The sequence below is a fragment of the Sulfurimonas sp. SWIR-19 genome (assembly GCF_020410885.1).
GTDB classification, from domain to species: domain Bacteria; phylum Campylobacterota; class Campylobacteria; order Campylobacterales; family Sulfurimonadaceae; genus Sulfurimonas; species Sulfurimonas sediminis.
In genome coordinates this window covers 512561-527547 of sequence record NZ_CP084578.1, presented here as the reverse complement: position 1 = coordinate 527547, position 14987 = coordinate 512561, and the positions used below count along the sequence as shown (strand labels likewise).

General features: G+C 37.5%; 15 protein-coding genes. 5 read left to right on the top strand and 10 right to left on the bottom strand.

The annotated features are described in order from the left end of the window. Nucleotides 1-9: 9 nt before the first annotated feature. Nucleotides 10-255 carry an HP0268 family nuclease gene (locus tag LCX93_RS02750; protein WP_151900953.1) on the bottom strand — a complete coding sequence of 82 codons (246 nt, stop codon included), beginning with the start codon at nt 253-255 and terminating at the stop codon, nt 10-12. Between the two features lie 319 nt (nt 256-574). Here LCX93_RS02750 and nusA point away from each other — a divergent pair, with 319 nt between their 5' ends. Both nusA and LCX93_RS02740 read left to right on the top strand, forming a co-directional pair. Continuing rightward, nucleotides 575-1711, top strand: coding sequence for a transcription termination factor NusA (gene nusA, locus LCX93_RS02745; protein ID WP_226068204.1), 1137 nt, complete (start codon nt 575-577; stop codon nt 1709-1711). Between the two features lie 331 nt (nt 1712-2042). Beyond that, nucleotides 2043-3641, top strand: coding sequence for an IS1634 family transposase (locus LCX93_RS02740; protein WP_502988722.1), 1599 nt, complete (start codon nt 2043-2045; stop codon nt 3639-3641). Nucleotides 3642-3847: 206 nt separating this feature from the next. Here LCX93_RS02740 and LCX93_RS02735 read toward each other — a convergent pair whose 3' ends face one another. Beyond that, nucleotides 3848-4807 carry an ABC transporter permease gene (locus LCX93_RS02735; protein ID WP_226068202.1) on the bottom strand — a complete coding sequence of 320 codons (960 nt, stop codon included), beginning with the start codon at nt 4805-4807 and terminating at the stop codon, nt 3848-3850. Between the two features lie 166 nt (nt 4808-4973). Continuing rightward, nucleotides 4974-6227, bottom strand: coding sequence for an OprD family porin (locus tag LCX93_RS02730; protein WP_226068200.1), 1254 nt, complete (start codon nt 6225-6227; stop codon nt 4974-4976). A gap of 107 nt (nt 6228-6334) precedes the next feature. On the opposite strand from LCX93_RS02730, the gene LCX93_RS02725 reads away from it, so the two are divergent. Next, entirely contained in the window at nt 6335-6760 is a 426-nt protein-coding gene (locus tag LCX93_RS02725) for a hypothetical protein (RefSeq protein WP_226068198.1), read from the top strand. Nucleotides 6761-6829: 69 nt separating this feature from the next. Here the strand turns inward: LCX93_RS02725 and fabI are convergent, their stop codons facing one another. The 4 genes from fabI to gap all read right to left on the bottom strand — a co-directional run bounded on the left by fabI (nt 6830) and on the right by gap (nt 10699). Then, nucleotides 6830-7654: an enoyl-ACP reductase FabI gene (gene fabI / locus LCX93_RS02720; RefSeq protein ID WP_193151265.1), complete on the bottom strand. Its 825-nt coding sequence runs from the start codon at nt 7652-7654 to the stop codon at nt 6830-6832. Nucleotides 7655-7769: 115 nt separating this feature from the next. Then, nucleotides 7770-8474 carry a triose-phosphate isomerase gene (locus LCX93_RS02715; RefSeq protein WP_226068196.1) on the bottom strand — a complete coding sequence of 235 codons (705 nt, stop codon included), beginning with the start codon at nt 8472-8474 and terminating at the stop codon, nt 7770-7772. 1 nt (nt 8475) lies between these two features. Further along, nucleotides 8476-9687 (bottom strand): phosphoglycerate kinase, encoded by a 1212-nt coding sequence (locus LCX93_RS02710; RefSeq protein WP_226068187.1) that lies wholly within the window; start codon nt 9685-9687, stop codon nt 8476-8478. A gap of 10 nt (nt 9688-9697) precedes the next feature. Then, the gene (gap, locus tag LCX93_RS02705; protein WP_226068185.1) at nt 9698-10699 is read right to left on the bottom strand and encodes a type I glyceraldehyde-3-phosphate dehydrogenase; all 1002 of its coding nucleotides are present in this window, start codon (nt 10697-10699) and stop codon (nt 9698-9700) included. Nucleotides 10700-10761: 62 nt separating this feature from the next. Here gap and nadD point away from each other — a divergent pair, with 62 nt between their 5' ends. Beyond that, nucleotides 10762-11334, top strand: coding sequence for a nicotinate (nicotinamide) nucleotide adenylyltransferase (gene nadD, locus LCX93_RS02700; RefSeq protein WP_226068183.1), 573 nt, complete (start codon nt 10762-10764; stop codon nt 11332-11334). Beyond that, on the top strand, nt 11294-11611 hold the full coding sequence (gene rsfS / locus LCX93_RS02695; protein ID WP_151900963.1) for a ribosome silencing factor: 318 nt from the start codon (nt 11294-11296) through the stop codon (nt 11609-11611). Before nadD ends, rsfS begins: the two co-directional genes overlap by 41 nt. Here the strand turns inward: rsfS and mltF are convergent. Genes mltF through LCX93_RS02680 form a run of 3 tightly spaced genes read right to left on the bottom strand, consistent with a single transcriptional unit; the run spans nt 11588 to nt 14981 of the window. Then, nucleotides 11588-13018: a membrane-bound lytic murein transglycosylase MltF gene (gene mltF, locus LCX93_RS02690; RefSeq protein ID WP_226068174.1), complete on the bottom strand. Its 1431-nt coding sequence runs from the start codon at nt 13016-13018 to the stop codon at nt 11588-11590. The two genes, rsfS and mltF, sit on opposite strands and share 24 nt — an antisense overlap. Before the next feature lie 23 nt (nt 13019-13041). Continuing rightward, nucleotides 13042-14322, bottom strand: coding sequence for an ArsS family sensor histidine kinase (locus LCX93_RS02685; protein WP_226068172.1), 1281 nt, complete (start codon nt 14320-14322; stop codon nt 13042-13044). Further along, on the bottom strand, nt 14319-14981 hold the full coding sequence (locus LCX93_RS02680) for a response regulator transcription factor (protein WP_226068170.1): 663 nt from the start codon (nt 14979-14981) through the stop codon (nt 14319-14321). Before LCX93_RS02680 ends, LCX93_RS02685 begins: the two co-directional genes overlap by 4 nt. Nucleotides 14982-14987: the final 6 nt, after the last annotated feature.

Here is a 14987-nt window from a genome sequence, read left to right as displayed (position 1 = left end):
AACTGCTCTTTAGCTCATGATGTGAACTTGGTACATGTAGTCATTGTCTGACAACCCGTACTTTACTTCACTCATATAAAAACTTTTTCCCATTGCTTCGTAATGGTCTTGCAGTTCGAGTAAATCTTTATGTGAGTTTTCTCTGTCAAAATAAAATATTATACTCTCGTTTTTTTCTACTTCTGCATCCAATTTAGCTAAATCAACTTTTTTCGGTTTTGCTTCTAAATCAGTTCTTGCAAATTTCAAATCCATTTCTCTTTCCTTTAATTTATAAATAAATTTAAGGGAACCTTTTTTATTCCCTATTTACACGCCAAAGGAAGTATACCCTCAAGGGGTACCTTGATTCCTTTGACTACGTTAACACTAGGTTTTCTTCGGCAGAAAGCCCACACCGCATTGCGGCTTTTTATAACTCTTAAAAAGTTTTGGATTATACTTTATATCTACTAAAAATTGGGTTAAAGCTATTTTTAGTAGATTTTAGATACAATTATATACTTCAATTAAGAAATCCCCCGTCATAGCAATTATTAATGTCAGATTTCTTAAAAACACTAAGGAAATACCTATGGAAAAAATTTTAGATATAGCCGAAGCAATCGGTCATGAAAAGGGTTTGCAACCTGAAAAAGTAATGGAAGCACTAAAAACTGCTTTTGTACAAACTGCAAAACGTGTAATCGGACAAAACTTTGCTTTTGAGGCACATGTTGATGAAGATACAAAAAATTTAAAAATTATTCAGACAATCACAGTTGTTGCTGATAATGATGAAAAACTCCAGGATGAAGAGACTGCCCCCGCATATATATCACTTACCGAAGCAAAAGAGTATGATGATCAGGTAGAAATCGGAGATCAGCTCCAAATTGACCATGACCTTGAAGACTATGGCAGAACAGCCGCTTCACAACTTCACCGTGAAATAGAGTATCATATACAAAGACTTGTGGAAGATGAAATTTATAACAAATACAAATCAAAAGTAGGCACGCTTGTCAGCGGTCGTGTGACACGTGTCGATGCACAAAACAACACATACATCGAAGTGGATGAAATTCGTGCAGTTTTACCAATGAAAAGCCGTATAAAAGGCGAAATCTTTGAAGTGGGTGATCATATAAAAGCGGTTGTAAGACGTGTAAATATGGACAAAGAAAACGGAATGCAAATCGAGCTTTCTCGAACAAGTCCCAAATTTTTAGAAGCACTCTTGGAACTTGAGGTGCCAGAAATTGCAGAAGGTTCGGTCATCATAGAAAAGTCAGCTCGTATTCCGGGTGAGAGAGCAAAAATCGCTCTTTTAAGCACACACCCGCAAGTGGATGCTGTCGGCGCGACAATCGGTGTCAAGGGTGTGCGTATCAATGCGGTAAGCCAGGAGCTCATTGGTGAAAATATTGACTGTATAGAATACACAACCATTCCTGAACTTTTTGTATCACGTACAATGAGTCCGGCTATCATCTCTCATGTAGAAATTGTAAAAAATGAAGAGGGGGAAAATGAAAAAGCCATCATTACGCTGCCTGCCGACCAAAAGAGCAAGGCAATCGGAAAAAGCGGTATCAACATCCGTCTGGCTTCAATGCTCACAGGTTTACAGATAGAACTTGTAGAAAATGATGCTGTCACTACAAATGAAGACGGTACAGTAGAAGAGAAAAAAGAGAGTGTTGATGCGTTGGAGGCGCTTTTTAACTAGAAAAGTTTTCGGAATCGGTACTTTAGTGCCGAGTGTTGCAACTTGCCTGCCGCTCTCGCCCGCACTGAAGTACGGGTTCCAAAATGATTGGAAATTCTCGGAATCGGTACTTTAGTGCCGACTGTTCTTGCTTGCTTATGTTCTATTCATATAAGGATTTAATTTCAACAAAAGTAGATCTGCTAACATATTCCCCACCTGACTTTCTCATTTCAATAAAAAATCTAATTTTTTAAAAACACGAATCCCTTATTTTAGGGATTTAAAAGCCATTAAAATCTAAAAAGTGTGTGTCCGGGCTTCATAAATTTGTTACAATTTGCCTATGAGTTTGCATATTCGCCAAAAGAAAAACAGTAGTGGAACTATCAGTATTCAAATCATAGACAGGACTCATCGGCAATATAAGGTAGTAGAGACTATTGCCTGTGTCAAAAATGATGATGAAAAAAGAATCTATCTTGAGATAGCACAAAAACGATTAGAAGAATTAAACAAAGAACTCTATCCAACACTCTTTGACACTATAAAAGATGATGACAAGCAAAATAATTTAGAGTTTATTTCATTGGCAAACAGAGATGTAACACCTATAGGTGATGAACTTATTTATGGCAAAATATTCAAATATTTAGGATGCGATAAAATCGCTTTAGATTTTCAAAAGATGCAGCTTTTTAAATCGCTTGTTATATCAAGAATACTCTATCCTGGCAGTAAGCTCTACCTTATAGATTATCTTGAATATTTTAAAAAAGAAAAGATTGATAAAAACAGAATCTACCGCTTTCTAGATACTATCTACCAAGAGGAGATAAAACAACAAATAGAGCAGTGCGTGTTTGAGCATACCAAAAAAATAATGCAAGGTGCTATCACGGTAACCTTTTATGATGTAACAACATTATACTTTGAGAGTGAGAGCGAAGATGACTTAAGACGCATAGGATTTTCCAAAGAGGGAAAACTTGCCCGTCCCCAAATACTGCTGGGATTGTTTACAACCTTAGAGGGGCATCCACTGAGCTTTGAGCTATATGAGGGAAATAAATATGAAGGGCATACTCTTGTTGATATACTGCAAAAATTCCAAACAAGATTTCATCTCAAAAACAAACCAATCGTTGTAGCTGACAGAGGAATGCTTACACATGCAAATATAGCTTTTTTAGAAAATAATGGCTACAAATATATCCTTGCCTATAAGATCAAAAATATTGACAATAATCTCAAAGAACGTATTGCAAATTTAACCTTTCTTGATAATGGAACTATTCATACAATAGAGATTGAAAAAGAGATACCCTATAAAGATGAAAATGATAAAAAACAAATACTCCACATCAAACAAAAGCTTATTCTCTCTTACTCTACCAAACGGGCCAAAAAAGATAAAAGAACAAGAGAAAAAGCATTAGAAAAAATCAAAGCAAAACTCTCAAAGAAAAATATCACCAAGAGTGACTTAAAACTCTCATACTATGCAAAATATTTGGATATTGATGATAAATGCAATATCAAATACAAACTCAATCCAGACAGAGTAATGCAAGATGAGAGACTTGATGGTATTAAAGGGTTTGCAACAAATGATTTTACACTCTCAGCCAATGATGTTATAGCACACTATCAGAATCAATATGATGTTGAGAAGGCATTTAGAATATCAAAGACAGATTTGCGCATAAGACCTATATATCATAGAATTGAAGAGAGGATAAAGGCGCATGTTCTTATTTCGTTTGTATCGTATGCTGTCTATAAAGAGTTTGAGAGAAGGTTGAAATTAGGCAATGTAAAATTTAATTTTTCTCAAAAACTGCTCCGCGATATTATTAAACATATGTTTGCTCTCAATGTCAAGGGGAAGTTCTATACTTTATCGTTTGATGAGATACAGCAAAAGGTTTATGATGCAATCAACACTTAAAAAATGTGTGTCCATATGAGAAAGTCAGGAAAAAAGAGAGTGTTGATGCGTTGGAGGCGCTTTTTAACTAGAAAAGTTTTCGGAATCGGTACTTTAGTGCCGAGTGTTGCAACTTGCCTGCCGCTCTCGCCCGCACTGAAGTACGGGTTCCAAAATGATTGGAAATTCTCGGAATCGGTACTTTAGTGCCGACTGTTCTTGCTTGCTTATGTTCTATTCATATAAGGATTTAATTTCAACAAAAGTAGATCTGCTAACATATTCCCCACAAGCGTCAACAACGCCGTTATCATCAAAATCCCCATAATTATAGGATAATCCCTGGAGAGTGCAGAAATATAGAAAAGTTGTCCCATCCCCTCTATGCCGAAAATAGATTCCAAAATAATACTCCCACCGATGAGTCCGGGTAAAGAAAGCCCCAACAGAGTTATAACAGGTGGCATCAAATTTGGTAAAATATAATACCGCAACAGCTCTTTTTTTTCTAAGCCACGGGCACGTGCAAAAAAGTAATAATCACTTTTGAGTATCTCCAGAGTCAGTGACCGGATGTAAATTATCATACTTCCCAGGCCTGTAAAAATCATTACTGACACTGGCAAAGTCACATGCCATGCCATATCCAAATAATTTGCAAACCCTTCTTTCGCTTCAATAGAATGAAGCCCGGCTATAGGAAACCACTCCAGTTTTATAGAAAAGAAGATAATAAAAAGCAGTGCAAGATAAAATGAAGGCATAGAAAAAGAGACCAAAGAGATTTGACGAATGATATAGTCGCTCTTTTGTTCATAAGAGAGTGCCGCTTTGACACCAAGGTACAAAGAGAGTACAAAAACAAATACTAAAGAGATAATATTCATCCACAGCGTAATAGGCAAGCGTTTAAGTATCTCACCGCTTACATCCTGCCCGCTGACAAAAGAGATACCAAAGTTAAGCGTAAGTATATTTTTAACCCAAGAAATATACTGCTCAAAAAGCGGTTTGTCCAGTCCATAAACGGCTTTTAGCTTTTCAATAGCCTCTTTTGTCATATTTGGATTCAATTCCCCTGCCCCGAAAAAACTGTTTGGGGCAGCATGAATCGCTAAAAAAGAAATAATTGAGATGAGGAGCAACATAAAAAGTATGTAGGCTATTTTTTTTATCAAAAGTGTCATAAACTCTTTCGTCTATACTCAAGATATAATTTTATTTCATCTATTTTTGCCATAGACATATTATAGCATAAGTTAAAAAATCTATTTGTTTGAGTTGTTTTGAGAGGGTGGAGAAAACTAACTCCCAGAGGGAGCTAGTAAAAAGTTCTAGGGTAAAAAGTTTAGACTAGAAGTTTAAAGTTAAATATGCTTGTACTATATTGTCATTTGTTGCTGCATCTGTATTGATAAACACTAATGTTGCATCTAATGGTCCAAATGATTTACCAGCAGTTACTGTAAGTTCTTTTAGATCTTGACTACCTGCAGCTTTATGATTTACATCTGTATAGTATACACCTAAATCAAATAAACCTTGTACAGGTGATGTAACTGTTAAGTGGATTGAATCAGTATCACTCATAGTAACCTGTCCATAATTCCACCATACTTCTGTGTAAAGTTTTGTTTGTGCAGTTCCCGCTGCTGTTGCAGTATTGAAACCGGCATAACCGATTGAACCACCTTTATTTACTGATGAGAAAGACAAACTTGCAGCAAAAAGATCTTTCATTTCGTATCCTACCTGTAAAGCATATACATCATCAGCTTTTGCTCCACTTGCTACAGATTTAATATTAGAATATTGTGCACCTAGAGTAAGACCTGCTACACCTAAGCCGCTAGCATCTAAATCAGCTTGTAACCAATAAGCATCTGCAACTGCAGTAACACTGTAATACCACGCTTGTGCAGTTAATGGTTTAAAAGAGTTATTGATAACACCAACAGCATATGCTCCTGATTTACCATATGTATCAAACTTACCACCTTCATTTACTAAAGCTGCTGTTGCAACTGGACCTGCTGCCAAAGATGATCCACCAAGACTTTCTGTACCATTTCCGTTACCTACATATGCACCTACTAAAGTAGTGTCTGGAAGATCTTGATTGATAACTACAGCTGCTTCAAAAGTATTTTTTTCAATTGACCATGTTTCTGTAAATGCTAATGGTGTATCTAATTCCATACGCCCAAGTTTTGCTGTAGTTTTTCCTGCAGTTGCTGCAATCCATGCTTCATTCATCCAGTTAGGAGTATTTACATGTGCACCGCGACTTGATGTATTAGGAGTAATGCCATGTGCACCACCCCATACACTGCTTACAAGATTTTGTTCTAAACCTAATGTTGTAAGTACTGTATAGCCAGCACCAGCACTAATTGCTACAGTTGAGTTTTTTACTAAATCAGTTGTAACATTTAAGTTGATTGAGGCATCTGCTGAACTGTTGTCTTTATCAAAAAAAGAATTACTTCCGGCATCAGTTGTTTCATAAAACAAGTTAGCATCACCACTAACTTTTGTGTTTTCAATTGCAAATGCACTTGAACCTATTAGTAGCGCTGCCACCAAACTCATTTTTGTAAATTTCATATTTTCTCCTTATCCTTTTACAAATTTCACGGGTAGTATAGCATAATCAACTCTTAACTTTTCATTAAAAAGATGAATTATTACACAAAATAAGATATAATTACAATATGAAACAATTAATTACAACATCACTAACAATATCACTCTTTGTATTACTCAGTGGATGCGCAACAGACGCTCTTGTAGCACCATCACAAAACAGTGATTTAAATAAGATAAGTAACTCAAACGGCAAAGCCAAACCGGGGTTAATGCAAAAAAGTCTTGACAGTTGGCTCAAAAATGAGTGGACACCTACTGTAAATGAAGACAAAAAAGTGCAAAAGAAATACATGAAAAAAGTAAACGTAAACGCTACAAACACTAGCAACGATACGGAAGAAAAATATGTAGAGGAGAAGGAAAGAAACTTTACACTTCAAGAGTATGTTGACAAAGCAGCGGCTTATATGAAAGCACATCCAAATGACAACAAAGATTCTAATGTGAAGAAGTTAGAAAGTATGCCGGTTATAGGGAACCAAAGCTTTTAAGCCGTTTCGCCCACCCTAAAGGATGGGTTCCAAGGTTTTCGGAATCGGTACTTCAGTGCCGACTCTACTTTATTGATTTCTTGTATCCCATGCCAAGACGGTTTTGCCTTCTTCGTTAGTGGCTGCGGCTGCCATACCCATGATGTTGTACCCTGCATCAACATAATGCACTTCGCCTGTTACACCTGAGCTTAGATTACTAAGCAGATACATCGCAGAATTTCCGACTTCGTCTATGGTTACATTTCGCTTCAATGGAGCATTTGTTTCATTCCAGTTCAGTATCTGCTTAAAATCACCTATTCCTGCGGCAGCAAGTGTTTTGATAGGTCCGGCAGAGATAGCATTGACACGCTGCCCTTTTGCACCGAGTTCAACCGCCATATAGCGTACGCTCGACTCCAAGGCTGCTTTTGCCACACCCATGACATTATAATTTACAATGTATTTTGGTCCGCCAAGATAGGAAAGTGTCAAGATGGAAGCATCATCAGACAAAACAGATTCCAAACGGTTGGTCAAATCAATAAAAGAGTAGACAGAAATATCCATAGCAATCTGAAATGCACTTTTTGTTGTTTTCATAAAAGGTGCAGAGAGTGCCTCTTTTGGTGCAAAAGCAACTGAGTGAACCAAAAAGTCTATTTTCCCGAAATCTTTTTCAATTTTAGCAGCAATCCCGGACATATGCTCTTCATTTGAGACATCCAACTCATACACATAATCACTGCCAAACTCTTTTGCTATGGGTTCTACTCTCTTTTTCAGGGCATCATTCAAGTATGTAAAAGCCATCTCAGCTCCCTGTGCCGCACAGGCTTTTGCTATGCCGTATGCTATAGATTTATTGTTTGCCAGACCTACTATTAAGCCTTTTTTTCCTTTCATTATCATCTTTGTCTTTTCCTTTTATATTTAAATTTTAGTTTTTTCAGACACATAGCCCAGGCTGAAGCCTGGGTTCCGAAAAACATTATAAATTCTTCGCAAGCAAGGTCTCAATCTTGCCTTAATTTTTTTCTAATTCCTCTGCTGCTTGTATCATTGAACAAAAGTGGTCTGCATACAGAGCTGCGCTTCCTACCAAAACACCGTCGATATTTTCTACCTGCAAAATATCTTTAACATTGTTGACTTTCACACTGCCGCCGTACAAAAGCGGTGCAGATGATTTTTTCTTCAATTCGGAGTGAATATCTGCTATATCCTCCAACGTCGGTATTTTGCCCGTACCTATTGCCCAAACAGGTTCATAGGCAATAATCAGGTTTTTATACTGGGTATCTATACCTTCATACTGCTGATACAAATACGCAAGCATCTCCTCTTTTGAGGACTCTCTTACAGCAAGCGGTTCGCCTACGCAATAGATAATCCTAAAATCCTGCTCTTTAAAATAGTGAAACTTTTCAGCTATGAATTCTTGGGATTCACCCAAGATATGACGACGTTCACTGTGTCCTATCAGTATAGTTTTGATGCCAAACTCTGTAAGATGTTCCAGCCCGATTTCACCGGTAAATGCTCCTTTCTCAACAGGGTATGCATTTTGGGCACCTACAGTGATATCCGTCTTATAAGCATCAAGGGATGATATTGCAGGAAAAACAATAACCTCTTGAGAACTCTTCTGCACACAGGAATCCAACTCTTGCATATATTTGTGTGTCGCTTTTCTTGTAAGGTTTGTTTTCAAATTCGCTGCAATAATCATCTTAGTCCTCTTTTTCTGTGATTTTAACCATTAACGGCTCAACTCCAGGAAGTACTTTACCCTCAAGCAACTCCAAAGAAGCTCCACCGCCTGTAGAGATGAAGCTGATATCATCATCAACACCCACTCTTTTGACCAAATCAGCAGTATCTCCACCACCTACGACTGTCGTGGCATAGGTATCTGCTACAAAATGTGCTATTTTTGAAGAACCTCTGGCAAATTTTTCCATTTCATAGACACCCATCGGACCATTCCACAGTACTGTCTGCACATCATTGAGCGCCTCTCTGTAAAGTCTTACAGTTGCAGGACCGATGTCAAGTCCCATCCAGTTTTGTGGAATCTCCTGTGCTGTGACAATTTTACTGACAGCATCTTCAGAAAATTTTTCCGCTGCTATAACATCCACCGGCAGATAAAATTTCACACCCAGTCTTTTTGCTTCATCCATAATATTTTGTGCTTCATCAAGTAAGTCATCTTCAACAAGTGAAGCACCTATTTCGTATCCCATCTGTTTTAAAAATGTAAAAGCCATACCTCCGCCGATGAACACTTTGTCAACTCTAGGCAGCAGGTTTACAAGCGCTTCAAGCTTTCCAGAGACTTTGCTTCCACCGATAATAGCGGCAAACGGACGGACAGGATTGTTCATAAGTTTTGAAAAGTACTGAATCTCACGCTCGAGCAAAAAGCCGGCTGCTTTGTGTTCGTTATCAAAAAACTTTGTAATGCCGTGTACAGATGCATGCGCTCGGTGACTGACACCAAAAGCATCGTTGACATAAAACTCGGCCATTGATGCCAGTTTTTTTGACAACGCTTCATCATCTTTTGTCTCCCCCGGCTCAAAGCGTAAATTTTCAAGCAAAAGTACTTCATGTCGAGGTAAATCTTTTGCTTTTTGCATAGCATCTTCACCGACAACATCTTTTGCCAACGCTACATGGCGCTTTAAAAGTTGTTGTAAACGTCTCGCAACAGGAGCTAAGGAGTATTTTTCTACAACTTCTCCTTTCGGACGCCCCAGATGAGATGCCAATATAACAGCACAGTCCAAATCAAGACAGTAGTTTATAGTGGCGATAGCAGATCGGATTCTACGGTCATCTGCGATGTTTCCAAACTCATCCATAGGTACATTAAAGTCACATCGAATGAAGACTTTCTTATTTGCTATATCTAATTTTTTAAGATGTAATAGTTCCAAATTTTTTATCCTATTTCGAAATATGAAGAGCCATATCTAAGAGTCGTGACGAATAACCCCACTCATTGTCATACCATGCCATAACTTTTATCATATTGCCTCCGATTACCTGTGTTAAATCTTCTGCTACGATTGCACTGTACTGAGAGCCTACAAAATCCTGAGAAACACACATCTCTTTATCCATATGCAAAAGCCCTTTGAGTCTTGTATCGGCCATTTCGTTAAAGACAGCCGTCACTTCTTCTTTTGTTGTATTTTTTGAAACGACAACATTTAAATCAACCATAGAAACATCAGGTGTCGGTACACGTACTGACTGCCCATGCAGTTTTCCTTCAAGCTGAGGCATAACAAGACTGATGGCTTTTGCAGCCCCTGTTGTCGTTGGAATCATATTGATAGCACCGGCACGTGCACGGCGTTTGTCTTTGTTGTGTTTCACATCTAAAATATTTTGATCATTTGTATACGAGTGAATCGTTGTCATTAAGCCTTTTTCAATACCAAAAGCATCATCAAGAACACGGGCAACAGGTCCCAGACAGTTTGTTGTACAAGAAGCATTGGAGACGATTTTTTGTCCCGCATATTTTTCTTCATTGACGCCCATTACAAATGTCGGTGTTGCTTTGTCTTTTGCAGGAGCAGAAAAAAGAACTTTTTGTATACCATTGTCAATATGCACCTGTGCAGACTCCTGTGTCAAAAAGACACCGGTACACTCCAGAACCATCTCAGCGCCACATTCGGCAAACTTCAGGTTTTTTGGGTCACGATCAGAAAAAACTCTTATTTTTTTACCGTCAATTGCAATGTTTTCATCATCAAGCTGCACAACTTCGCTCTCAAATGTTCCGTGAACAGAATCATTTTTCAATAGATAGATCATCATATCTATATTTGCAGTGTCATTTATAGCGACAACTTCCACATCATCTCTTTTGTGTGCAATACGTGCTACACAACGACCTATTCTACCAAATCCGTTAATTGCTATTTTTAGTGCCATTATAGTTCCTAATATAAAATAATTGGGTAATTTTATCCAAAATTAGTTATAATTCGCATTAAATGAAAACGATAGCACTTTACGGGGGCTCATTTGACCCTCCTCACATCGCACATGAAGCAATAGTCAAGGCTTTAAGAAAACTGGAATTTATCGATAAAGTAGTTGTAATGCCTACTTTTCTAAATCCGTTTAAAAAAACTTTTACAGCTCCGGCTGAATTACGACTCCAATGGCTCAAAGATATTTTTGCTTCTTACGAAGATGTGGAAGTCAGTGCCTATGAAGTGAAGCTGAAAAGAAAAGTACCGACGATTACGACCGTCAAACATTTACTCAAATGTTATGACAAAGTCTATCTGGTTATAGGTGCGGACAATTTAGCTTCACTGCATCAATGGTATGCTTATGATGAACTGAAAAAACTGGTAACTTTTATTGTTGTCACAAGAGATGCTGTAAAAATACCGAAAAATTTCATTCAACTTGATATAGATGAAGATATATCTTCATCAGGCTTAAGAGAAAATTTTGACAGTTCAAAAATACCAGAAAAAGTCAGAGACGAAATAACACAATATTACAAGGAACACAATGCAAGACAGAATACAAAACATAGTAAACACACTCGATAAAAACAAAGCGGAATCCATAGAGGTTTTTGACCTTCGTGACAAAAACTATTTCGTTGATTATGCGGTTATAGCCTCTTCACTCGGACAAAAACATACAACTGCACTTTTGGACCATTTAAAAAATGAGCTCAAACCTGCCGAACATTTTAACAATGTAGATGAAAGCGGTGACTGGATTGTGGTTGATTTAGGTGACATACTTATTCATATAATGACTCCGGAATACAGAACAAAATATGATATGGAAACATTTTTAGGGGAGCTTGGAAGTCACTAGATCAGTTTTCAACACCTTGTTTTGTTTATCTAAAATATCCTTATAGTTATAGATAGACTCAACATATTTTACAGGCTCTGCCCCTCTTGCATACCCGTATTTCAAAGTTCTGTAGTACTTTTTTTGCGAGAGCAGAGGCAGTACTATTTTCAAATCACTCCAGATATTTGGGTTTAGCCCAAGTTTTTTTGCTAATTTTTGCGCATCTTTTATATGCCCCATACCTATATTGTAAGCAGCCAGGGCAAATTTTAGTCTGTTCTCCCCTTCTACCTCTTTGGGAACAAATTTTATCATCTGTTTTAAATGCCGTGTACCGCCAATGACACTCTCTTTGGGATTCAATCTGTTTTTCACACCTAACATCTTTGCTGTACGCTGTGTCAGCATCATCAACCCGCGAACACCTGTAAAACTTTTGGCTTTTGCATTCCAGTGTGATTCCTGATACGAAACAGATGCCAGCAGTGTCCACGGAATATCAAATCTTTTTGCAGCATACTTAAAATATTTTTCATACTTTGGCAGTCTGCTTTTCATTCTTTTGTAAAACATTTTTGTATTATAATAATCAAAGAAAAGAATATAGCTGTAATAGTGGTCTTTAAGCTGTGTCATCTTGCCTTTTTGGTTGTAATCATTGAGCCAGGCATACATGTCAGCTTCAAGTTCTTTTGCATTTTTTGGGAGCAGCCATGCCAGCTGTTCCCGTTTACTGATGGAAAAAGCAAGTGCTATTTCAGGAAAATATCGCAAATTAAGTGCATAAATATTTGAATCAGCTATTGTACAGTCTATCTCATGTTTGGCAACCTTTTCAAGTAACTCTTCTGTTGAGTACTCTGAAGTTGTCGTTGCATTTATCTCATATCCGTCTGCCTGAAGTGATTTTATGGTTTCACTGTAACTTGTGTCAGCCCCTACCATTATATTTAATCCTGCCAACTCCTCCACATTTCTTGGAAAATTTGATCCGCGCAACATTCCTCTGTTACAAATCACCTGCTCTTCGACTTCAAAATACGAAGGTCCAAAGTGAAATTTTTTTTCTCTTTGTGGTGTTTTTGACAAAGATGCAGAGGTGATATGAATATTTGGGTTTTTGGAGAGTGCAATTGCTTCTTTGACAGTATGCGCTGTTGTAATATTTAAATCTACTCCCAAATGTTCTGCATATGACTGCAACAAATCATATTCAAAACCCTGTGGACCGTCCGGACCTATATAGTAGGTCGAAGGAGCATTGAGCAGAACAACATTTAAAGTTTTGTTTTTGTGAATTGTATCAAGCAGTGTTTGTTCCTGCTCTTTTTCATAGGGCACATAGGCAGTATGGCTGACCCAGCCAAATGCAAAAAAAGAGAGTGCAAAAACAAATAATATGAAACTGTACATGTATCTATTCATTGCATTAGTTTACATTTTTAAACTTATGCGAATATAAAACGGTTGACTCCGTTTTCATACTCATGCGCCAAAACCTGTCCGTGTGCTTTGAGGATAGAGTCAACAAGATAGAGTCCTAATCCAAAGCTGTTTTTCGATGGGTTGTCTTTTGTAAAGGGCTCTATATAATACTGTAGAGGATGTGAAAGACATGCGCCTTTGCTTTCAAAACAAAGTTCGTTTTTGTCATTCATGCGAATTGTAATATGCGAATCACTAGCATATTTCATGGCATTGTCAATCATATTTTTAATAGCTGTCGTGTAGAGTCTGTAGTTTACATGTACTTTTATTTTTCCGCTGATTTTTACTGTGACATGTTCTTTGTCAACCATAGCCATATCTATAGCTCCATCAATTACATCAAGCAGCCTGTACTCGGAAAAATCTTTTTTATCGCTCAGACTTGTCACCTCTTCTATCATTGCAAATTCAGTCACAAGTGTTTCCAGGCGTTTAAAAATAGAGCTGAATCTGTCTTTTTGTTTTTGCGAATCAAGCATCTGTGTGGCGATAGTCCCTTTGGCTATAGGTGTTTTGAGCTCATGCATCAAATTTCTCAAAAAGAGTGTGCGGGATTCCAACACAGTGTTTATTTTCTGTCGTGCATTTTCAAGTTCATTTGCAACAGCACCGATTTCATCTTCACGGTTTGTTTTAAAAGAGATGTCCATATTTCCGTTACCGTACAACTCAATCTTTTTTCTCAATCTAATGAGAGGACGCAGTCTTTGAAGTATCAGAATAAAAGAGAGGCTGATAATCATAAATATTGTTATATACGAATAAAGCAGATTAATATAGCTGTAAGGTTTTAGATCATTGTCTCTAATCAGGATATCACCACTCGGTGTTTCTATATGAAAGTAGATATTTCTTTTATACTGAATCATAGTCGCTCTGAGGTTTGTTACGATATTTTTCGTGTATAAGCCTTTGTCATTGATAAGCAGGGAGGTTTTAAAACTTTTAAACCCCTCTCTTTTGAGAACTTTTCCTTTTTTAAATATCTCTTTTTTCAGTTTTTCATCTTTGGTGACTTCAAGATTATACACAGCCAAATTTGCCTCAAGCATAATTTCAGAGCTTTGACGCTGCTGATGTTCACGGTATATTTGGGTGATGACTGAGTATTTTGTAAAAATGTGGTTGATATACTGTTCTTTGTTGAGTTTGTAGAACTCCCAAAAGATTGCACTCAGACTTGTCAAAGAGACAACAAGTGCAAAAAGTACCGTGAATAAAACAGCATGACGTTTTATCATTTGAGAAGTTTGTATCCTACGCCGCGGACAGACTCTATAAGCGATTTGTCTCCGAGTTTGTTTCTTATCCGTCCGACCATTACATCTATACTTTTGTTGGAGGAGTCTTCATTAATGGCATTGACATTGTGAATCAGATCTTCACGAGAGACAACCAGACCCTGTCTGCTTATCATATAAGACAATATTCCAAACTCTGCATTTGTCAGCTCAATTTTGCGACCTTTATAAGTAATGGTCATTGTCTCTTTATCGCATTTAAAATCACTCTTGGATTCGGCTTTTTCTTCACTTTTTGCCTCATAACGACGCAGTACTGAGTGAATCCTTGCCTCAAGTTCTCTCGGGTCATAGGGTTTTGGCAGGTAATCATCCGCACCGAGTTCAAGTGCTTTTATCTTGTCTGTCACATCACTTCGTGCACTTGAAATGATTATAGGAATATCCTGTCGTTCGCGAATTGCCTCGCATACCTCAAGTCCATCCATACCCGGCAATGTCAAGTCCAGTATAACCAAGTCAAAAGGCTCTAACTTTAATATACTTACTGCTTTAAAAGGGTCATCTTCAGTGACAACCTCAAACTCAAATTGTTCGAGATACTCTGTAAGTATCTCTGCCAGTTCCAAGTCATCTTCAATCATTAATATTTTTTGCATAATTTA